At 69.5% G+C, this 19746-nt stretch carries 19 protein-coding genes and 1 pseudogene; 11 read left to right on the forward strand and 9 right to left on the reverse strand.

Annotation, left to right across the window (positions count from 1 at the left end; translation table 11 throughout):
* Window positions 1-16 precede the first annotated feature (16 nt).
* The gene (locus CG723_RS13230) at window positions 17-925 is read left to right on the forward strand and encodes a serine hydrolase (RefSeq protein WP_234374272.1); all 909 of its coding nucleotides are present in this window, start codon (window positions 17-19) and stop codon (window positions 923-925) included.
* A gap of 46 nt (window positions 926-971) precedes the next feature.
* Here CG723_RS13230 and CG723_RS13235 read toward each other — a convergent pair whose 3' ends face one another.
* Window positions 972-1322 (reverse strand): hypothetical protein, encoded by a 351-nt coding sequence (locus CG723_RS13235; protein WP_100593461.1) that lies wholly within the window; start codon window positions 1320-1322, stop codon window positions 972-974.
* Between the two features lie 304 nt (window positions 1323-1626).
* Between CG723_RS13235 and CG723_RS13240 the strand changes: the two genes are divergently transcribed.
* Both CG723_RS13240 and CG723_RS13245 read left to right on the forward strand, forming a co-directional pair.
* A complete protein-coding gene (locus CG723_RS13240) occupies window positions 1627-2103 on the forward strand; it encodes a carboxymuconolactone decarboxylase family protein (RefSeq protein ID WP_100593462.1) in 477 nt (158 codons plus the stop codon).
* A gap of 96 nt (window positions 2104-2199) precedes the next feature.
* Window positions 2200-3003, forward strand: a complete 804-nt coding sequence (locus tag CG723_RS13245) for a VOC family protein (RefSeq protein WP_100593463.1) — start codon at window positions 2200-2202, stop codon at window positions 3001-3003.
* A gap of 17 nt (window positions 3004-3020) precedes the next feature.
* On the opposite strand, the gene CG723_RS13250 is transcribed toward CG723_RS13245, so the two are convergent.
* Window positions 3021-3953, reverse strand: a complete 933-nt coding sequence (locus CG723_RS13250; protein ID WP_100593862.1) for an NADP-dependent oxidoreductase — start codon at window positions 3951-3953, stop codon at window positions 3021-3023.
* A 126-nt stretch (window positions 3954-4079) separates the two neighbouring features.
* Here CG723_RS13250 and CG723_RS13255 point away from each other — a divergent pair, with 126 nt between their 5' ends.
* Window positions 4080-5078 (forward strand): GlxA family transcriptional regulator, encoded by a 999-nt coding sequence (locus CG723_RS13255; RefSeq protein ID WP_100593464.1) that lies wholly within the window; start codon window positions 4080-4082, stop codon window positions 5076-5078.
* Between the two features lie 61 nt (window positions 5079-5139).
* On the opposite strand, the pseudogene CG723_RS13260 reads toward CG723_RS13255, so the two are convergent.
* From CG723_RS13260 to CG723_RS13275, 4 genes and pseudogenes are all read right to left on the reverse strand, one after another.
* Window positions 5140-5409 (reverse strand): annotated as a pseudogene (locus tag CG723_RS13260) (substrate-binding domain-containing protein); the annotation flags it as partial.
* A 351-nt stretch (window positions 5410-5760) separates the two neighbouring features.
* Entirely contained in the window at window positions 5761-6519 is a 759-nt protein-coding gene (locus CG723_RS13265; protein WP_100593465.1) for a dienelactone hydrolase family protein, read from the reverse strand.
* 13 nt (window positions 6520-6532) lie between these two features.
* Window positions 6533-7549: a hypothetical protein gene (locus CG723_RS13270; protein ID WP_100593466.1), complete on the reverse strand. Its 1017-nt coding sequence runs from the start codon at window positions 7547-7549 to the stop codon at window positions 6533-6535.
* A 65-nt stretch (window positions 7550-7614) separates the two neighbouring features.
* Complete coding sequence (locus tag CG723_RS13275; RefSeq protein ID WP_234374273.1) at window positions 7615-9087, reverse strand: chlorohydrolase family protein; 1473 nt, start codon at window positions 9085-9087, stop codon at window positions 7615-7617.
* A 343-nt stretch (window positions 9088-9430) separates the two neighbouring features.
* Here CG723_RS13275 and CG723_RS13280 point away from each other — a divergent pair, with 343 nt between their 5' ends.
* The 7 genes from CG723_RS13280 to CG723_RS13310 all read left to right on the forward strand — a co-directional run bounded on the left by CG723_RS13280 (window position 9431) and on the right by CG723_RS13310 (window position 17324).
* Window positions 9431-10438, forward strand: coding sequence for an ABC transporter permease (locus CG723_RS13280; protein WP_442802556.1), 1008 nt, complete (start codon window positions 9431-9433; stop codon window positions 10436-10438).
* 83 nt (window positions 10439-10521) lie between these two features.
* Window positions 10522-12240, forward strand: a complete 1719-nt coding sequence (locus tag CG723_RS13285) for an ABC transporter substrate-binding protein (protein WP_100593469.1) — start codon at window positions 10522-10524, stop codon at window positions 12238-12240.
* Between the two features lie 62 nt (window positions 12241-12302).
* Window positions 12303-13304, forward strand: a complete 1002-nt coding sequence (locus tag CG723_RS13290; RefSeq protein ID WP_100593470.1) for an ABC transporter permease — start codon at window positions 12303-12305, stop codon at window positions 13302-13304.
* Window positions 13304-14317 (forward strand): ABC transporter ATP-binding protein, encoded by a 1014-nt coding sequence (locus CG723_RS13295; RefSeq protein ID WP_100593471.1) that lies wholly within the window; start codon window positions 13304-13306, stop codon window positions 14315-14317. Before CG723_RS13290 ends, CG723_RS13295 begins: the two co-directional genes overlap by 1 nt.
* Window positions 14314-15318 (forward strand): ABC transporter ATP-binding protein, encoded by a 1005-nt coding sequence (locus tag CG723_RS13300; RefSeq protein ID WP_100593472.1) that lies wholly within the window; start codon window positions 14314-14316, stop codon window positions 15316-15318. Before CG723_RS13295 ends, CG723_RS13300 begins: the two co-directional genes overlap by 4 nt.
* Before the next feature lie 72 nt (window positions 15319-15390).
* Window positions 15391-16602, forward strand: a complete 1212-nt coding sequence (locus CG723_RS13305) for an amidohydrolase family protein (RefSeq protein ID WP_100593473.1) — start codon at window positions 15391-15393, stop codon at window positions 16600-16602.
* A gap of 80 nt (window positions 16603-16682) precedes the next feature.
* On the forward strand, window positions 16683-17324 hold the full coding sequence (locus CG723_RS13310; protein ID WP_100593863.1) for a DUF1707 SHOCT-like domain-containing protein: 642 nt from the start codon (window positions 16683-16685) through the stop codon (window positions 17322-17324).
* A gap of 37 nt (window positions 17325-17361) precedes the next feature.
* Here the strand turns inward: CG723_RS13310 and CG723_RS13315 are convergent, their stop codons facing one another.
* The 3 genes from CG723_RS13315 to CG723_RS13325 all read right to left on the reverse strand — a co-directional run bounded on the left by CG723_RS13315 (window position 17362) and on the right by CG723_RS13325 (window position 19574).
* Window positions 17362-18000, reverse strand: coding sequence for a GntR family transcriptional regulator (locus CG723_RS13315; protein WP_100593474.1), 639 nt, complete (start codon window positions 17998-18000; stop codon window positions 17362-17364).
* Window positions 18001-18063: 63 nt separating this feature from the next.
* The gene (locus CG723_RS13320) at window positions 18064-18723 is read right to left on the reverse strand and encodes an alpha/beta hydrolase (protein WP_234374274.1); all 660 of its coding nucleotides are present in this window, start codon (window positions 18721-18723) and stop codon (window positions 18064-18066) included.
* Between the two features lie 344 nt (window positions 18724-19067).
* Window positions 19068-19574: a hypothetical protein gene (locus tag CG723_RS13325; protein WP_100593476.1), complete on the reverse strand. Its 507-nt coding sequence runs from the start codon at window positions 19572-19574 to the stop codon at window positions 19068-19070.
* Window positions 19575-19746: the final 172 nt, after the last annotated feature.

Below are 19746 nucleotides of genomic sequence, written 5' to 3' on the forward strand. Positions count from 1 at the left end.
GCAGGACGGAACCTCCATGCAGGGAACGCACATGCCGCTGCCGCGGCGCGCAAAGCAGGGACTCGCCGCGGCCCTGGCCGCCGGCTCGGCGCTCACCGCCTTCATGGCCGCCACCCCTGCACAGGCGAGCACCGCGGGTACGAGTCCTGCCGCCACGAGCGTCGGAGGCTCCCCGGTGACGTGCACCTCGCATCGGCCCGGACTGGCGGACCGACTGGAGCGCGACATAGCCGCTTCGCTCCACGGGCACGGCAAGGCCTCTGCGCTCGCGCTCTACGACCGGACCACGGACACGTCGTGCGCGTTCCGGGCCGACACGGCCTTCGACTCGGCGAGCGTGGTCAAGGTCACGATTCTTGGAGCCCTGCTGCGCCAGGTCGCCGACGAGAACCGCCACCTGACCTCCCGCGAGGTCGACCTGACCACCGCCATGATCACCAAGTCGGACAACGCCGCCACGAACGCCCTCTGGCACCAGATCGGCCATGACGGCATCCAGCACTTCCTGAACCTGGCCGGAATGCGGGACACCGTGCCCGGACCGAAGGGCGCGTGGGGTCGCACCCAGATCACGGCGGGCGACCAGGTGAAGCTGCTCCGCTTGCTGACCTCGGACAACAGCGTTCTCGGCGCGCGCTCCCGGAGCTACGCCCTGCGGCTCATGAACCGTGTCGTCCCGGATCAGCGCTGGGGAACGCCGGCCGGCGCGCCCGGGACGGCGACCGTTCACGTCAAGAACGGGTGGCTGCCGCGTTCGACCAACGGCTGGCGCGTACACAGCGTCGGCGTGTTCACCGGAGGCGGTCACGACTACGGGATGGCCGTGCTCTCCCACGACAACCGAACCATGGAGAACGGCGTCGCGACCGTCGAGCGCGCGGCCCGCGCCATCAACCGCGACCTGAACCTGCCGAAGGCTTCCTAGCCGCGTCGGGCTCCCGTCCCATCCGCCACTCTCGGGCCGGCCGGACTCACAGCCGGCGCTGTGCCGCCTCGACACTGTCGCCGCCGTTCGTGTTGAACGCGATCGCGGCTTGGGGCGCATGGATGCGGATCAGGTTCATGATCTCTTCGAGGAGCGGGAGCAGCTGCTCGGTCTTGCGGATCCCACCGCCGACGACCACCACGTCCCACGGGCGCTCCGTCAGCGCCGCCACGAGGACGGACTCGGCGGAATCGTCGAACACGACCAGCGCCATGGCCGCATCGATGCCGTGCTCGCCGAACCGGTCCAACTCCTCGTCAAGACCCTTGCGAAGGGCTCCCGTATCGACGCCGGGAATCGCCTCCGGGTCATAACCAACAACAAGTGCAGAGGGCATAGGGCCAAGCTACCGGGGTCCGGCCGAGCGCGGTCTGCCGGACGGCACTTGGTATCCGCTGACGAACGGCGGAACCCGGCGCCGCTCTCTCCCCCCTCCTTCCCTCTCCGTGATCAGCGCTCCCGTCATGCGGTACCTGGGCCGGACGTGCAGACTGCCTAACGGGACGCCGAGGGCTGGGCTCTCGCGGCAGGCGCCCGGGCCCGGAAGGCCTGTGTGGCGCGCGTCACATCCGGACTCGTCACATCGTGCCGAGCCGCTCCGTCAGAGGGATGTAACCACCGGCACGAACTAGGAGCTCGCCATGGAAGAAGCCCGCCTGAACCTCTTCGCCAACCACGTCGGGGCCAAGGTCCTTAAGCACATCAACTCGGGCGCCAAGGTGGTGACGGACTCGACGCTTCCGGCTGCCACGCAGGAGCTGGTGAAGATCCGCGCCAGCCAGATCAACGGCTGCAGCTTCTGCACCGACATGCACACCAAGGACGCCACGGCGGCCGGGGAGGACCAGACGCGCCTCAACATGGTCGCGGCGTGGCGCGAGGCGAAGGTGTTCAACGATGCCGAGCGCGCCGCCTTGGAGCTCACCGAGCAGGGCACCCGTATCGCCGACGCGGGTGGCGGCGTCTCCGATGAGGCCTGGGCGAACGCGGCCAAGTACTACGACGAGGACCAGCTCACCGCGCTGGTGTCCCTCATCGCCCTGATCAACGCCTACAACCGCGTGAACGTCCTCGTTCAGCAGCCCGCCGGCGACTACCAGCCCGGCCAGTTCGGGTAACCGGCACCGCCTGCAACCTGCGCCGAACGGCGATTGTCAGTGCGGGCTGCCATGCTGCGTTGCATCGGGATTCGTCAGTACACGAAAGGCCTGATCATGCTTTCGACGACGTACGTACCGGGCGCGCCGAACTGGCTCGACCTCGGTGTGCCGGATGTGGACGCGGCCGCTGCGTTCTACGGCGGTGTGTTCGGCTGGATCTTCCGGTCGGCGGGACCGGAAGGGGGCGGCTACGGGTTCTTCCAGCTCGACGGCAAGGACGTGGCCGCCGCCGGTCCGCTGACCGAGGAGGGTGCCTCCCCTTCCTGGACGATCTACTTCCACACCCCCGACGCGGACGGTGTCGCCAAGGCGGTGGAGGCGGCCGGAGGCACGGTCCGCGTTCCCCCGGGTGATGTCTTCACCTCGGGGCGGATGGCCGCCTTCACCGATCCGGCCGGTGCACAGTTCGCGGTCTGGCAGCCCGGTGACGTCCAGGGTCTCGAAACGGTCATGCAGCCCAACGCCCTGTGCTGGACCGAGCTCTACGCGACCGACGCCGGCGCGGCCAAGGACTTCTACCGCCAGGTGTTCTCCTGGCTGTACCAGGACATGCCGACGGGCGGGGCCGGCCCCGAGTACACGGTCGTCGCCCCGGCCGGCTCCGCGGACGTGGGCGAGGCGGGCCACGGCGGCATCCTGCAGCTCCAGCAGGAGAACCTCGACGCCGGGTCCGGCGCCGAGTGGCACCCGTACTTCGGCGTCGAGGACTGCGACGCGACCTACGCTGCCGCCACCGAGCGCGGTGCCACGACGCTCTTCCCGCCCATGGACGTGCCGGGCGTCGGCCGCCTGGCCATGGTGAAGGACCCGTTCGGCGCCACCTTCGCCCTCATCAAGGGCGACCCGTCCATGGGCTGACGGACGAGCGGACGCGATCAGCGCACGACGAGGACCAGCTTGCCGGTCGTGCGGCCGGTGTCGCCCAGCTCGTGTGCCTTGGCGGCCTCGGCGAGCGGGAAGGTGTCGGCGATCGTCGCGCGGAGCTTGCCCGTGGCGATCAGGTCCGCGATCGCGTTCATTCCGGCGTGATCGGCCTCCACGAGCATCTCCACGGCCCGCACGCCGACCCGCTCGGCCTCCTCGGCCAGCTCCGTGGTGCCGGTCGGCAGGATGGAGACCAGCAGACCGCCCGGGCGCAACGTGGGCAGGGACCGGGTGCGGTAGTCGTCGCCGATGGTGTCCAGGACGACGTCCACGTCGCGGACCGCCTCGCTGAAGTCGGTCGTCCGGTAGTCGATCAGTTCGTCGGCGCCCAGACCGCGCACGAAGTCGTGCTTGGCCGCGCTGGCCGTGGCGATCACGTACGCGCCGCGCGCCTTGGCGATCTGCACGGCGAGATGGCCGACGCCGCCGGCCGCAGCGTGGATCAGGACGCGCTGCCCCGGCTGCACCTGGGCGGTGTCGACCAGGGCCTGCCAGGCGGTCAGAGCGGCGAGCGGAATGGCGCCCGCCTGCACGTGGTCGACCTCGGACGGCTTGAGCGCGAACGCGCGGGCGGGCGCGGTGACGTACTCGGCGTGCGAACCCACGCCGTGCGGGTAGGGCAGCATGCCGAACACCTCGTCGCCCGGCTTGAACAGGGTCACACCGAGACCCGTCTCCTCGACGACGCCGGACACGTCCCAGCCCAGGACGAACGGCGGTTCGCCGAGGAAGATGCCGTGCTCCCGGTGCTTCCAGTCGGTCGGGTTGACGCCTGCGGCATGGACCCTGACAAGGATCTCGCTCAGTCCCGGTACCGGGCGTTCGCGCTCGACCTCCTTCAGTACCTCGGGGCCGCCGAGGGTGTCCTGGCTGATGGCCCGCATGGTGGGGGCGGCGGGCGTGACCGGCGTGGTGGGTGCGGTGTTCTCTGAAGTGCTCACGGCTCCAGCGTGCCGTGGCCGACCGTCCGAGAAAATGGCATGACTGCCACCATTCGATAGGATCGTGCCATGAGTGGTGGCAGCGGTGGCAGTGGTGTCGGTGACGCCAGGCGCGTCAGTGGCGTGCACAGGGTCGTGGTGCTGGCGCTCGACGGGGTGCACCCGTTCGAGCTGGGCATTCCGCGGCGGATCTTCGGCGCCGCGGACGGCCGGTACGAGATCCGCACCTGCAGCGTCGACGGTGGTCCCGTGCGCACGGACGCCGATTTCCTGATCACCGTCGAGCACGGCCCCGAAGCGCTGGCCGAGGCTGACACCGTGGTGATCCCGCCGGTCGACGAGTACCCGCCCAACGGGACCGTGCTCCCGGACCCGGTGGCCGCCGCGCTCGCGCACATCCCGCCCGGCACCCGCATCATGTCCATCTGCACCGGCGCCTTCGTCCTCGCGGCGGCCGGCCTGCTCGACGGCCGTCGGGCCACCACGCACTGGGTCCTGGCCGACCGGTTCCGGCGTCTTTTCCCGCAGGTGAGGCTCGACCCCGATGTGCTCTTCGTCGAGGACGGCGACATCCTCACCTCGGCCGGCGCGGGCGCCGGCGTGGACGTCTGCCTCCACGTCGTACGACAGGACTTCGGCGCCGAGGTGGCCAACCAGGTGGCGCGGAGGTGTGTGGTGCCGCCCTGGCGCGAAGGGGGTCAGGCGCAGTACATCGAGCAGCCCGTTCCCGAGGCGTCCGTCGCCGGTACGGCAGCCACCAGGGAGTGGGCACTCGACCACCTCGACCTGCCGCTGACGCTGGCCGAACTCGCGGACCATGCGCAGATGAGCCTGCGTACGTTCGCCCGGCGGTTCCGGGACGAGGCCGGGATGAGCCCGGGCCGGTGGCTCACCCAGCAGCGGGTTGCGAGGGCGCGTCACCTGCTGGAGTCCAGCGATCTGCCGGTGGACCGGATCGCCGGCGAAGTGGGCTTCGCGACGGCCGCGTCACTGCGGCAGCATCTGCACGCCGCGATCGGCGTCTCGCCGCTGGCATACCGGCGCACGTTCCAGGCGGCGACGCGCTAGGTGAGCGGGACGGTCGCGGCCTGAAGGGCGGCGCACGAATACATGGTGGCGGCCCGGTTCGTCAGCCACTACGCGGCGGCCCGCTCGTCCCTCGTACCACCAGCTTCGGATCGAGTACCGCCTCCCTCGGCGTCAACTCACCCTTCTCCAGGCGCTCCACGGCGAAGCGCGCCGCGTGTTCGGCCATGAGGAGGGCGTCCTGGCGGACGGGCGTGAGGCCGATGGGCATCAGGTGGGAGAGGTGGCTGTCGTCGTAGCCGACGACCGACACCTCGCCGGGAACGTCCACCCCCGCTCGCGCGAAGGCCATCAACAGGCCTATGGCGCAACGATGGGATTCCTGCCGTCACCCCACCTGCCTGTCGAGGACCTCGTGACGGGGCGGCTCGCCCCGTCACGACTATCTGCAGGCCTTGTTGGAGGCCGGCGTCGAACTGACCGGCGTGAACGGCAATCCGCTCGCCCCGGACCCGGTGGCAGGCCCGCAGTACGCCGCCGACCTGCGGCGGGCCATCGCACGAGGACCTGGAGCGGGGCAGCTCGAAGGCCTGGAGGTGGCAGCACGAACGCTGCGCGGTTGGCCGCTCAGGCATCCCAGGCCTCCTACGCTTCCCGGGCCTCCCACGCTTCCGAGCGGGGCAGTCTCGCGGGAGGCGATCGGACTCAGCTGCTCGACGCAGAATCAGAGGTTGCGGCCCAGCAGGTCGAGGAGCGCGACCCAGTGCCGTTCCGCGGCCTCGGTGTCGAAGCGGTTGGTGTCCGCCATGGTGAAGCCGTGGTGGGCGCCCGTGTAGACATCGGAGTGGTGGCGGACGCCCGCCGCGGAGAGCGCCTTGTCGAGGCGTTCGATCTGCTCGGGTGGCATGGACGGGTCCTGGTCGGCGTGACCGAAGTAGAGCTCGGCGGTGATCCGGCCGGCGAGGAGGTGGGGGCTCGTGGGGTCGTCGGTGGCCAGCCCCGCGCCGTGGAAGCCGGCCGCCGCCGCGACCCTCTCGGGATGGCTGCCCGCGGTGAGCAGGGCCAGGCGGGCGCCCAGGCAGTAACCGGTGACGCCGACGGGCCCGGCGGCGGCCGCGGGGCAGTCGGCCAGCCAGGACAGGTACGCGGCGGAGTCGCCTGCCACCGCGTCCGCGGTCAAGTCGCCCATGAGGGGGACGATCTGCTCGAACAGCGCCGGTCGCTCGGCGTCGCTGATGAAGTCGGGCAGCGCCACGACCGGCGCCCTGCCGTGACGGTAGAACACGTTGGGGACGAGCACGGTGTAGCCGGCCGCGGCGAGCCGGTCGGCCATTGCCCGGAGATGAGGGCGCAGCCCGAAGGCATCCATGTAGAGCAGGACGGCCGGGTGGGCGGCGTCGTCGTCGGGGTGAGCGAGATAGGCGTCGGCGGTGCCGTCCCCGGTGGGAATCTCGACAGTGGTGCTGCGTGTGGCGGTGGTCATGACGTGCAGTCTCTCAGGGAGCGCCGTGGGGGATGTCCCTGAGGCTGAGTCGGTACCAGTCGTTGCCCGAAAGGACGTGCAAGTCCGGGCCGCGGCCGATCACTTGTGTGTACTTCGGCAGGGGATCACCGTTCGGCAGCACGATCCGGTACTCGGCTGTGATGCGGAGCTCTTCACTGTCGAGGGTGCCCACGGACAGCCGGTCGTGGTGCGGTCCGTAGCCGCCGAGCAGGGCGACGCGTGAGTCCTGGACGGCGAGGGCCGTGGCTCCGGCCACGCTGTTGTGCCAGGACGTGACCACGCCGTCGCGTATGCGGACGATCGGGAAGTCCGTGTAGTAGCAGGCCCAGGCGGCGTCACCGTCGATGTTGAGTGCGTAGCAGTCGCTGATCGCTCCCCACGGCTCGGATGTGTGCGACGGGAAGTGCCACTGCGTCTCAAGGTCGGAGGAGAAGCGGGTCAGGCCGTACTGGCCCATGGGCGCCGGTGTGCCCGGGTTGCCCCACCCGAGGTTGCCGTAGACCCCTTCGTCGAAGTAGCCGACCCAGATGTCGCCGGTGTGCGTGGTGAAGACGTGCGAGATTCCGTCGCCGAGGGTGGCTTCGGCGACCACGCGGCCGTCGGCGTCGTAGACGATCGCGTTACGGTCAGCGCCTTCCGGCCGCCACCTGGTTCGGGCGCCGACGACAAGCACCCGCGCCCCAGGCAGTGGCTGAACGGTGACGTGGGCGAGCTCCAGGCCGGGCAGTTCAACGGAGGCCGTGGGGTGCGGCGCATGCACCGTCACGCGGGCGTCGACGGCTTTCGCCGCGCGCGGTTCGGGGAACGTCGCGCCTCCGGGGCCGGTCGTAGTGGCCGAGAGTCCGGCGACGTCGCGCGGCTTCGACCACAAAGCGATGACCTGCCCGTCCGGACCGACGGACGCCGCAACCTGCTCCTCACCGTCTTCGCCCGCGATGACGGCGTGATGCCGGAGCTCCAGCGTGGGCAGCGTCGGCACGGCCGCCCGGCTCTCCTTGTCTTCGTTCATCCTCACACCCCACCAGGGGGCGGAGTGCCGCGCCAGCGATTATCGAGGGGGAGTGGCCAAGTGCCCTACCCCCGCGGAAACACCGGCGGGAAGAGCTCGTCCACCGGGCGACGCCGATGGTCCCGCTCCGGATACGCCGCCCGCATCAGGTCGAAGAGCCCCTGCCCGGCGCGCCTCAGCGCGGGAAGGTCGACGCCGGGGATCGCACCGTCGCGCATCACCACCTTGCCCGCGACCATCGTCAGGACCGCGTCGCGGGCGGTGCCGTTGAGTACGAGGGTGCGCAGCGGATCCTCGGTGACGCCCATCCGGAAGTCGTCGAGGGCGAAGGCCGCGAGGTCGGCGGTGGCCCCCGCGGCCAGGCGACCGAGGTCAGGCCGGTGCAGCGCTGTCGCGCCACCGGTCCAGAGGGCTTCGAAGTAGCCGGCGAGATGTCCCTGGCCCAGGTCGCCGGCCTGGATCTTGGCGACCTGGGTGCCCACGTCGATCCCCCGGATCAGGTCCGGCGGGAAGGAGTCCGTGCCGAGGCACAGGTTCACCCCCTGCGCCCGGTAACCGGCGAACGTATGCAGGTTGTGGGCGTACCGGGCGTTGGTCAGCGGGCAGTGCACGATCGACACACCTGCGTCGGCGAGCACCGCGACATCTCCGGTGTCGGCACCGAGCACTTCCGGGTGCACGTCCAGCACCACTCCGTGCGGAACGATCAGCCGGTCCGACAACAGCCCGGATTCGGCGATGAGTTGAAGCGGCGTACGCCCGTAGGTGTGCTGGATGAAGTCGCGCTCGGACACGCCTTGCAGGGCGTGCAGGCGTACCAGCGCGCCGCGTTGGTGTGCGGCCCGGGCGACGTCGCGCAGGAGGTCCGGGGTGAGCGTCTCGATCCGGCAGGGGAGCAGGACCCCGGTCACCAGCGGGTCGGCGAGCTGTGTGGTGTGGTCCAGGAAGCGCAGCGCGTCGGCCAGGCCGCGCCGGCCCGCCTTCTCGTCGAACTGCACGGTGCGCTTGCCGTCCGCGCCGATCACGTTGACCCCGGACCGGAACGACGGCCCGAGGAAGGCACGCAGACCCAGCTTCGTGGACACCTCGGCCATCGCCACGAAGTCCTCGTACGTCTCGGCCCAGTCGCTGTGCACCTCGGAGGCGATCGGCATGTAGCTGGTGACGCCGTGCAGGGCGAGCTGGGTCAGCGCGTACTCGCGCACCGTGCGCCGTTGCGCTGCGTCGAACACCGCGCGGGGCGCGGCGAAGTAGTCCGTCGACCAGGTGAAGCCCGAGGACAGCTCCGGGGACGCCCAGGAGTCCAGGATCAGGTGGTCGATGTCGGTGAGAGCGTCGAGGTCGATGAGGCCAGGGGTGATCACCGCGTCACCGAGGTCGATGTGTTCGTCGGCCTCGTGGCGCGCCAGTTCGGCGCGCGCACCCACGTCGAGGACGGTGTCGCCGTCGATCAGCACGGCACCGTCCGGGACCTCCACGTGTGAGCGTCCGTCGTGGGCTATCACCCAGGAAGCGGTCACCAAGGTTCTCATCGACATCCCTCTCAGATTTGGTACACCAAGTAGGCGGATCGGCCGCCGAAGTCTCGGGGTGCAAAGGGCTGCGCCGCACCATCGGGCAGGTCGCCGGCGCCGGGCTCGCACCGCGCTGCGCATGACCATAACCCGCCGATGACAAGGGAAGTAAGGCCGATTTGTGGGCTGCGCAACGGAGCTGCACCGGATGTCGGATCACCCTGGTGGAAACCACGATGCTTGGTATACCGTTCCGGCCACCCACACCCCCGAGCACCGAAGGATCGACGTGCCGGATCCGCATGAGTCGCCGAGTCGGACGCGCCGCGCCAGCGCGCCGGAGCCCTCCGAAGGGCAGGTGGCCACCCTGCCTTCACCGGAGTCCGAGGCCGCACCAACCGAGCGCGAGCCGACCGCCGAGATCGCCACCGCGCGATCGCTGCTCGGCACCGCATGGCTTCGCATTCGGCGCAGCCGGATCGCCGTCGCCGCGCTGATCGTGGTGGCCCTGATGGTGCTGTTCGCCATCCTGGCCCCGGTGCTGGTGGCCATCGAGGGCTCCGACCCGTTCAGCGCCAGGACCGGGCCCGAATTCCTGGACGACTTCGACACACCGGGCCTGCCGCTGTCGTACTACCGCTTCCCGTCCGGCGACCACTGGCTCGGTCTCGAACCAGGGCTCGGGCGCGACATCTTCGCCCGCATGGCCTATGGCGCGAGGATCTCCCTCACCATCGCGCTGCTGTCGACCGTGGTGTCGGTGGTCCTCGGCACCGTGCTCGGCGCGGCCGCCGGATACTTCGGCGGCAAGGTCGACATGGTGATCAGCCGCGTGATGGACCTGTTCCTGGCCTTCCCGCACCTGCTGCTCGTCCTGTCGCTGACCCCGATCCTCCAGTCCCGGCTGCGGGGCACCTCCCTCGACTCGGGCAGCCTGGTGCCGATCGCCTCACTGGTGATCATCCTCGGCTTCTTCGGCTGGGCGTACCTGGCGAGAGTCGTGCGTGGCCAGGTGCTCTCGATCCGGCAGCAGGAGTTCGTCGAGGCCGCCCAGGCCTACGGTGCCTCCCACCGGAGCATCATCTTCCGGCAGATCATCCCGAACGTCATGGGGGTCGTGCTGGTCTACGCGACCATGATGATCCCCACCAACATCACCGCGGAGGCGGCCCTCTCGTTCCTCGGCGTCGGGGTCAAGGACCCCACGCCCTCCTGGGGCCAGATGCTCAACGCGGCCCAGTCGGGGAACTGGTACCTCTCCGACCCGTGGTTCCTGGCCGTCCCGGCCGGCGCACTGGTGATCACCGTGCTCGCCTTCAACCTGCTCGGCGACGCGGTCCGGGACGCCCTCGACCCGAAGTCGTCCCGGAGCTGATCCACCCACCTCTGATCCACCGTGGCGCACCCCGGGTCGGCCCCAGACGTGCGCCATCCCTTTCCCGTCCGCAAGGAGACGCAGTGAATCGAAGCACCAAGGCGGCGCTCGCCCTGACGGTGAGTGCCGGGCTGGCCCTCACCGCCTGCGGTGGCCCCAAGCCCACCCCCGGTGACCGGGCCGGCGCCAAGGCGGACGCCTACGCGCCGGTGACCGTCGGCAAGGGTTACACCGCCAAGGGCGGGAACATCAACGTCCTGATGTCCTCGGACTTCCAGACCCTGGACCCCGGCAACAGCAACTACGTACAGACCGCCAACGTCGGCCAGCTGTACTACCGCACCCTGACCATGGCCAAGGAGACCGCCGGCCGGCCGCCGACCATCGTGCCGGACCTGGCAACCGACCTGGGCAAGGCCTCCGCCGACGGCCTCACCTGGACCTACACCCTGAAGAAGGGGCTGAAGTTCGAGGACGGCACGCCGATCACCAGCAAGGCCATCAAGTACGGCGTCGAGCGCACCTACGCCCGCGACGTCTACACCCAGGCACCGCAGGAGCTGAACTCGGCCCTGGCCGACGACGGCTACAAGGGCCCGTACGCCGGCGGCGACTTCAAGGCGATCGACACTCCCGACGACCACACCGTCGTCTTCCACCTCAAGCAGCCGTTCGCGGAGTTCCCCGCGCTGGTGTCGCGGTCGAACACGGCGCCGGTGCCGAAGGCCAAGGACACCAAGCTCGACTACACCAACCACCCGGTCTCCTCGGGCCCGTACAAGATCAAGTCGTACGACCGCGGGCGTTCGATGAAGCTGGTCCGCAACGACCAGTGGGACCCGGCGACCGACCCCAACAGACCTGCCCTGCCTGACACGTTCACCTTCTCGCTGTCCACGGCCCAGGCCACGATCAGCCAGCAGCTGCTCGCCGACTCGGACCCGACGGCGATCACGCTGGACAGCAACGGCGGACTCCAGGCGTCCGACGCGGCCAAGCTCAACGACCCCAAGGTCAAGAAGCGCACCGCGGCCGGTCTGCTGGGCTGCACGGACGTGCTCAACTTCAACACCGAGACCGTCAAGGACCCCGACGTCCGCAAGGCGATGGCACTCTCCATCGACCGCGGCTCCATCCAGGTCCAGTACGGCGGCGCACGCTTCGGCAAGGTGGCCCAGTCGTACATCAACCCGGCCCAGCGCGGTTACGTCGCGCAGCACACCGATCTGGACCCCGCGGGCAACCCGAAACTCGACGAGGCCAAGAAGCTCCTGAAGGGCAAGAAGGTCCCCAAGAAGCTGGTCTACGGCTACGCGGACACCAACGCCCGCTACAAGAACGTCGGCACCGTGCTCCAGCAGAACCTCAAGAAGCTCGGCATCGACCTGCAACTGCGCCCGATCCCGGCCGCCAACTACTACACCGTGCTGGCAGGCGACCAGATGCCCGACATCGCCCGCAGCGGCTGGTGCGGCGGCGCCGACAGCGGTTCGGTGCGCACCACCGTAGACCCGAACGTGGGGCCGAGCCTGGACGGCAAGACCTACGGCTTCTCCAACATCCCGCGCTTCCACGACCCCAAGATCGCCCGCGACATGTACAAGCTCCGCGGCACCAACGGGACCAGCGAGGAACTGGGCAAGAAGTGGGCCACCCTCTTCGACCGGACCATGCAGGCCTACCCGCTCGTCCCGCTGGTGCGCAGCTACACCAGCAGCGTGGTCGGCTCCAAGGTCCGAGGCGCCCAGATGGGGTACTTCTTCGGCGCCATAGACCTGTCGATCGTCGGCGCCGAGCACTGACGCCCGCTGCACAAGAGAGGTAATCGAACGGTGAGTTCATCCCGAGCCGGCAGGTCGCACCCATGACCAGTTTCCTGATGCGGCGCTTCGTCGCGATGATCGTGCTCTTGTTTGTCATCAGCTTCGTGACGTTCAGTCTGTTCCAGCTCGGCCCGGCGGACCCGGCCGCGGCGGCCTGCGGTCAGGAGTGCACACCGCAGCGCATCGCCGAGGCCCGGGTCGCGCTCGGGATGGACAAGCCCTTCCTCACCCAGTACTTCACGTACATGTCGGGGCTGGTCGGCAGCCACACGGTCGGCGCACCCGGCGCCGAGACCCTGTGCAACTGGCCGTGCCTGGGCAAGTCGTTCCAGACCAACGAGGACGTCACCACGATCATCGGCCGGGCCCTGCCGTACACACTGTCGGTGGCCAGCGGTGCGATCGTGCTGTGGACCATCGCCGGTGTCGGCCTCGGCCTGCTCGCGGCGCTCCGCAAGGGCCGGTTCGCCGACAAGCTGATCGTCGGCGGCGCCTCCGTCGGCGTCTCGCTGCCCATTCCGGTGACCGGCCTGTTGCTGCTGCTCCTGTTCGTCAGCACGCTGGACCTGCTGCCGTTCACCACCAACGAGATCGCCACGCCGTTCGACGCGGCGGGTCCCGGCGGCTGGCTCCTGAACTACCTGTTGCCATGGGTGGCGCTGGCCGTTCTGTTCAGCGCGCAGTACATCCGGGTCACCCGCAGCAACATGCTCGAGACCTTCGGCGAGGACTTCATGCGCACCGCCCGCGCGAAGGGACTGTCCCGGCGCAACATCGTGTTCAAGCACGGCGCGCGAGCCGGCATCACTCCGGTCGTCACCATGCTCGGCCTCGACATCGGCGGGCTGCTCGGCGGCGCCGTACTCACCGAGCAGATCTTCTCGGTGCCCGGCGTCGGATTCACCGCGGTGCACGCCGCGCAGGCCGGCGACCTGCCGGTCACCATGGCCATCACCATGATGGCCGCGTTCTTCATCATTGTCGCCAACGTCGTGGTCGACATCGCCTACGCGGTGATCGACCCGCGAGTGAGGGTCGCCTGATGACCACGCCCGAAGCCGCGCCCATGCTGGCAATCCGCGATCTACGGGTGTCCTTCCCGACCGACGACGGCGTCGTGCACGCCGTCAACGGGATGGACCTGACCCTCGCGCGTGGGGAAACCGTAGGAATCGTCGGCGAATCCGGCTCCGGCAAGACCGTCACGTCCCAGGCGCTCATGGGCCTGCTCAAGGACACCACGGCCGCCGTCACCGGACAGATCCTCCTCGACGGACAGGACCTCAACACGCTCACCGAGACGCAGATGCGCGCCTACCGCGGCAAGAAGATCGCGATGATCTTCCAGGACCCGCTGTCGGCCATGCACCCCTTCTACCCCGTCGGCGCCCAGATCGCCGAGGCCTACCGGGTGCACAACAACGTGTCCAAGAAGGCCGCGGCACAGGTCGCCGTCGACATGCTCGGCCGCGTCGGAATCCCCGACCCGAAGCGCCGCTACTCGGCCTACCCGCACGAGTTCTCCGGCGGTATGCGGCAGCGCGCGATGATCGCCATGGCCCTTGTCTGCGAACCCGAGCTGCTGATCGCCGACGAACCCACCACAGCCCTCGACGTCACCGTGCAGGCCCAGATCCTCGACCTGCTGAACGAGTTGCAGGACGAGACCGGGACCTCCGTCATCCTGGTGACCCACGACCTCGGCGTGGTCGCCGAGGTGTGTCACCAGGTCGTGGTGATGTACGGCGGCGAGTGCGTGGAGCAGGCGACCGTCGCGAACCTCTTCAAGGACCCGCGACACCCGTACACCCAGGGGCTGCTGGCCTCGATGCCGTCGCTGGCGCAGCGGTCCGAGCGGCTCAACCCCATCCCGGGCTTCCCGCCCTCACTGTTGGCGCTGCCCGACGGCTGCCTCTTCGCCGACCGCTGCCCGAAGACGCATCTGGTGCCCGACGACGCCTGCGGTACGCGCCGCCCGACACTGACCGGCATCGACGGGCACCCCTCGCGGTGCCACCTCGAGACGCTGCAACCGACCGGAGAGGCGGCCCGATGACGCCGCTGCTGGAGGTCACCGACCTGACCAAGCACTTCCCGATCCGCTCCCGCGCCTTCAGGCCCGGCGGCGGCGCGATCAAAGCCGTGGACGGCGTCAGCTTCTCCGTCGACGCCGGACAGACCCTCGGCCTGGTGGGGGAGTCAGGCTGCGGCAAGTCGACCACCGGCCGACTGCTCATGCGACTCCTCGAGCCGACGTCCGGGAGCATCCGGCTCGACGGCCGGGAGATCGCCGAGCTACGCCGGTCGGAACTGCAGGAATACCGGCGCCGGGTGCAGATGGTGTTCCAGAACCCCTCGTCCTCGCTCAACCCCCGCCAGTCCGTGGGCAGCGCGATCGCCGCACCGCTCCTCGCCCAGCGGATCACGCCGGCCGGCGGCGTCAAGGCCAAGGTGCGGGACCTGATGGACCGGGTGGGCCTGCGCCCCGACCACTACAACCGCTTCCCGCACGAGTTCTCGGGCGGCCAGAAGCAGCGCGTGGGCATCGCCCGGGCGCTCGCCCTGGACCCGCAGCTCATCATCTGCGACGAACCCGTGTCCGCGCTGGACGTCTCGGTACAGGCGCAGGTCATCAACCTCCTCGAGGACATCCAGCGGGACACCGGGGTGGCCTACCTCTTCATCGCCCACGACCTGTCCGTGGTCCAGCACTTCGCCGACCGCATCGCGGTGATGTACCTCGGCAAGATCATGGAATACGGAGACACCTCAAGGGTCTTCGGCGCTCCGGAACACCCGTATACGCGGGCGCTGCTGTCCGCCGTACCGCAGCCCGACCCGGCGGCGGACCGGAGCGGGCGGATCCGGCTGAAGGGCGATCTGCCCAGCCCGGCCGACCCTCCGCGGGGCTGTGTGTTCCAGTCCAGGTGCCCCGTGCATACGCAACTGGACCCGGAACGTCGCCAGTTGTGCACGGAGAGCGTGCCGAGCGGAGACATCGCCTGCCACCACACCGAAGTCACCGCCGAGACACTGGCCACGACGACGTCCCGGTGACCCGGCCCCTGTCCACACACACAGCAGTACCGCCAACAGCACACCACAAGGCACAGCAGAAAGGTGACAGCAGTGTTGATCCGTGACGTCCGTCCGTGGGGTGGCGAGCGCAGTGACGTCGTCCTGTCAGGTGACCGCATCGTGGCGATCCGCCCGCACGACCCGGCCGCGCAGCCGGACGGTGAGGTGGTGGCGGGCCGCGGCCGGCTGCTGCTGCCGTCGTTCAGCGACGTGCACGTGCATCTGGACTCGACCCGGATCGGCCTGCCGTTCCGGCCGCACACCGGCGGTCCGGGAGTGTGGACGATGACCATGAACGACCGCGAGAACTGGCGCTCCGCGGAGGTCCCGCTCGTGGAGCGCGTCGCGGGCACGCTGGAGCGGATGATCGCCCGCGGCACCACCCGTGTGCGGTCGTACGCCCAGGTCGACGTGGACTGCAAGCTCGAGAAGTTCGAGGCGGTGGTGGCCGCGAAGGAGAAGTTCGCCGATCAGGCCGAGGTCCAGATCATGACGTTCCCGCAGGCGGGCATCCTCCGCGAGAAGGGCACCGTCGAATACCTGGAGGCCTCGCTGAAGGGGGGCGCCGACGTGATGGGCGGCATCGATCCCTGCACCTTGGACCGGGACCCCAAGGGCCACCTGGACGTCGTGTTCGGGCTCGCGGAGAAGTATCAGGTCGAGGTCGACATCCACCTGCACGAGCCCGGGGAGCTGGGCGTGTTCTCCACCGATCTGATCCTTGAGCGTACCCGGGCGCTCGGCATGCAGGGCAAGGTCACGATGTCCCACGCCTATGAACTGGGCTCGGTCTCCGAGTCGGTGAGCCGCCGCATCATCGACGACTTCGCCGAGCTGGACATCGCGATGGCCACGGTGGCGCCGTCGGCCCGTGGGCAGCTGTCACTGGTCGATCTGACGGAGGCGGGCGTGCGCGTGGGCCTGGGCGAGGACGGCCAGCGCGACTACTGGAGCCCGTACGGCAACTGCGACATGCTCGACCGCACCTGGCAGCTCGCCTTCACCAACAACTTCCGCCGTGACGAGCTGATCGAGATGTCCCTGGCGGTCGCGACGATCGGCGGGGCGTCGATCATGAGCCACGACGTGGCCCGCCCGGCCGGGGTTGCCGACCGGCCCGGCCTGGCGGTCGGTGACCGCGCCGACCTGCTTCTTGTCGACGGCGAGACACCGTCCAGCGCGGTGATGGACCGGGGAACGGACCGCACGGTCCTGCACGACGGAGTGGTCGTCGCCGACCAACTGGCGTTGGTGCGGGGCTGATACGAGGCCGCGGGTCTGCGGTTCAGGACGCGTGATCACCGACGTTGCGGGAGTCCACGACCGTCGACCAGAATGCGGGCATGACGGGTGAACTCAGGCCGGCAGATGACTCTTCCGGACACGGCGCGAGGCCCGATCTGCGGGCGTCCGACCGGGACCGGGACCAGGTCGTGGAAATCCTCCAGGTGGCCGCGGGTGACGGTCGGATCACCGCGGAGGAGCTGGACGAGCGCTTGGACAGTGCGTTGTCCGCCCGTACCGTCGGTGAACTCGCCGCCCTGACAGCCGACTTGCCCTCGGAGGGAATGCCGCCACAGGCCAAGGAACTCGTCCGGATCGATCAGCGTTTCGGCGATGTCACCTGCGCCGGCCGCTGGCTGGTTCCGCGCCGCATGGAAGTCCGGCTGATGTTCTGCGACGCGAAGCTCGACTTCACCGACGCGGTGATCACCCACAGGACCCTCGACATCGAGCTCGACCTGCGCGTCGGGGGAAACCTGATCCTGGTCACCAGGCCGGGGGTCGAAGTCGACACCGACGGCCTGGTGCGCGGCAGCGGAGACATCAGCATCCGGTCGGCGTCCGGCACGGACACCCCCGTCACCCTGCGGGTGCAGCTGGCCGGACAGTCCCGCGGCGGCGACATCACCGTGCGGCCCCCGCGACGGACGTTCTCGCAGTGGCTGGGCCGCGGCACGCCACCCAGGGGCATCGGCCGCTGAGCGGGGGCGGGGGCGGGGGCGGAGGCCGGGGCTGTGGTCAGTGGGGGCCGTTGGCGATCGCGCGCCGGCTGCTCGCCAGGTGCTCGACGACGAGTTCCTCGACGAGTGAGACATCGCGGTCCTCGATGGCGCCGTAGAGGGCCTCGTGTTCCAACGCCATCGCCAGCAGGTCGTCGTGCTGGCCAAGGAGCCACCGCATCCGGCTGCGCAATGTGACTTCGAGCTCGCTCAGCAACTCGTTGGCCGCCATCGACGTCACCGTCTCGTGGAAGTCGGCCGCCGCGCGCCGGGCGCGCACGGCGTCGCCCGCCCGGGCGGCGGTCAGCTCCTCGTCCAGTTTCGTCCGCAGCTGCTCGAGCCCGGCACGGTCACGTCGTTGAGCTGCGAGACGGAACGTCATCACCTCAAGGGCCTCGCGGACCTCGTTCAGATCCGCGATGTCCGTAGGTGTGAACTCCCTTACGACCGCCCACGTCCGCGGTCGCGGCGTGACCAGACCCTCGGCGACGAGCACACGCAGGGCATCGCGCACGGGTACGCGGCTCACCCCTATCTGCGCCGCCAGCTCACGCTCGACGAGCTTGCTGCCGGGCTTGCGCACACCGTCGAGAATGTCGTCCCGGAGCTGCCGCGTAACCCGCTCCGACTCCGGCTCGAACTCCCCAGAACCTGCCATGCCCCGAGTCTCGCACGGCAGCGGAACCGTTCGGTGTGCGGTCGGGGTGAAGCGGGCGGCGCGTCAAGGTGTGCGGGCGAGCTCGATGAGGTGCTGTGCCGTGGCTTCCGGGGCGATGATCTGGTGGAGGTGTTCGCCCGGCAGGTGTGCCAGGCGCCAGCCGCGTTCGCGGGCTTCGGCGGCGGCTTCCTCGTACGGCGGGGCGAACAGCAGGTAGGAACACGGGTGGTCGTCCCACCCGTCCGGGACGGGGACGCGCTGCTCGTAGTAGGACAGCGGCAGGGTGGGCTGTTCCTCGACGACGGTCTGACGCATCGTCGGATCCGAGAACATGGGTGCCACGTCGGCCTCGTCCCACCAGTCGGTCCAGCGCGGCAGTCTGCCGTTCACAGCCATGGGGGTGAGGAACTCCAGCAACTCCGGTGGTGCCAGGGGAGTTGGTCCGACGCGGGCCGGCAGCGCGGCATCGACGAAGATCGAGCCGCTCACCGGATGGTCGAGCCCCGTGCGGATCACGGGGAGGAACAAGCCGGCGTTGCTGTGGGCCACCAACGTGACGGGGCTGCCGGCCGGAACCTCCCGGAGTCCGTCACGGACGGCGCTGACGACGCGGGGCCAGAAGGGTGGGGCACCGGCGCCGATGTGCAGGAGTGACGGCACCCGCACCTGGTGACCCCTCGCCATGAGGTGCTCGGCTACCGGGTACCAGGTCGAGGGACCCACGGAGGGACTGTGTACGAGAACGAAGACCGCCTGCGTCATTCGACGATTCTGCCGCCCATGCCCCGCCGGAGGTGAGGTCTTGGCTGACAGCAGAAGACCTCGTACAGGCCCGGTGCGCCGGCGACGCAGAGCTGATCCATACGCGGGTCGTCGACGCGCCGCAGACGCACGGCGACGTCCTCGTTGCGCCGAACGGCACGGGGCGCTGCGGTACGCCTCCCCGACGACGTCGGTGAGGGGGACCGAGGCCCCGACCTGTGAGGCCCGGTCCCCTTCACTTCCGTCTGGCTGACCCCTGACGGGTGGGCCGCCGAGAGCGCCGGCCGGACTGAAGTGCCGTTCCGTCAGGCGTACGTCCAACGCCAGGCGTTGGAGCTGTACACGCACTTGATGCGCGTGCCGCCCTCGTTGGTGGTGACGGCGCCGTGATCGCTGTTGCGGCAGAACTGGCCGGCCGAATAGCAGTTGCCCGCGTTGGAGGTGATCGAGCAGGTGCCGGTGGTGTCCTGGCTGCCGCTTCCACTGCCCGTATCGCTGCCCGTATCGCTGCCGGTGTCGGCTGCAGCCCGGGCGGTCTTGGTGACGGTGACCGTGGGGCGCGGCTTCGCCTTGGCCTTGATGGTCTCCGTGACGGTCGGCGCGGGCTCCGGCGTGGCGGTCACGGTGGTGGTGACGGTCGGCGCGGGCTTGGCCTCGGCGGCGACGGGCTGCTGATCGCCGTTCCCGGCGCCCACTATGAGCGCGCCGGTGAGCAGTAGCCCCGACCCGCCGAGCCACACGCGCTTCCGCTTGCGCAGCGGACGGGTGTCAACCGGGCGCGGCGCGGGCGGCGTTGTGTACGAGTTGGTCATGTCGTCCCCCCTGAGGTGTTACAGGTGGGATGAGGCTATTGCGTCGGCGCAGTATGTGAAGGAAATATGAACAACAGGTGATTGATTTGTGACTTCATTGTTGTATGGCCTCCGAAGTCCATCTCCCTAACACGTGACGGTGACCTGCTCGAGCGGCTCGCGGCAGGCGCCG

The sequence above is a fragment of the Streptomyces sp. CB01635 genome (assembly GCF_002803065.1).
Lineage (GTDB): Bacteria > Actinomycetota > Actinomycetes > Streptomycetales > Streptomycetaceae > Streptomyces.

Excerpts from the sequence above, each read along its gene's own strand:
- CG723_RS13230 (WP_234374272.1), top strand. The coding sequence starts at position 17 with ATGCAGGGAACGCACATGCCGCTGCCGCGGCGCGCAAAGCAGGGACTC.
- CG723_RS13235 (WP_100593461.1), bottom strand. The coding sequence starts at position 1,322 with ATGCCCTCTGCACTTGTTGTTGGTTATGACCCGGAGGCGATTCCCGGC.
- CG723_RS13240 (WP_100593462.1), top strand. The coding sequence starts at position 1,627 with ATGGAAGAAGCCCGCCTGAACCTCTTCGCCAACCACGTCGGGGCCAAG.
- CG723_RS13245 (WP_100593463.1), top strand. The coding sequence starts at position 2,200 with ATGCTTTCGACGACGTACGTACCGGGCGCGCCGAACTGGCTCGACCTC.
- CG723_RS13250 (WP_100593862.1), bottom strand. The coding sequence starts at position 3,953 with ATGCGGGCCATCAGCCAGGACACCCTCGGCGGCCCCGAGGTACTGAAG.
- CG723_RS13255 (WP_100593464.1), top strand. The coding sequence starts at position 4,080 with ATGAGTGGTGGCAGCGGTGGCAGTGGTGTCGGTGACGCCAGGCGCGTC.
- CG723_RS13265 (WP_100593465.1), bottom strand. The coding sequence starts at position 6,519 with ATGACCACCGCCACACGCAGCACCACTGTCGAGATTCCCACCGGGGAC.
- CG723_RS13270 (WP_100593466.1), bottom strand. The coding sequence starts at position 7,549 with ATGAACGAAGACAAGGAGAGCCGGGCGGCCGTGCCGACGCTGCCCACG.
- CG723_RS13275 (WP_234374273.1), bottom strand. The coding sequence starts at position 9,087 with ATGTCGATGAGAACCTTGGTGACCGCTTCCTGGGTGATAGCCCACGAC.
- CG723_RS13290 (WP_100593470.1), top strand. The coding sequence starts at position 12,303 with ATGACCAGTTTCCTGATGCGGCGCTTCGTCGCGATGATCGTGCTCTTG.
- CG723_RS13295 (WP_100593471.1), top strand. The coding sequence starts at position 13,304 with ATGACCACGCCCGAAGCCGCGCCCATGCTGGCAATCCGCGATCTACGG.
- CG723_RS13300 (WP_100593472.1), top strand. The coding sequence starts at position 14,314 with ATGACGCCGCTGCTGGAGGTCACCGACCTGACCAAGCACTTCCCGATC.
- CG723_RS13310 (WP_100593863.1), top strand. The coding sequence starts at position 16,683 with ATGACGGGTGAACTCAGGCCGGCAGATGACTCTTCCGGACACGGCGCG.
- CG723_RS13315 (WP_100593474.1), bottom strand. The coding sequence starts at position 18,000 with ATGGCAGGTTCTGGGGAGTTCGAGCCGGAGTCGGAGCGGGTTACGCGG.
- CG723_RS13325 (WP_100593476.1), bottom strand. The coding sequence starts at position 19,574 with ATGACCAACTCGTACACAACGCCGCCCGCGCCGCGCCCGGTTGACACC.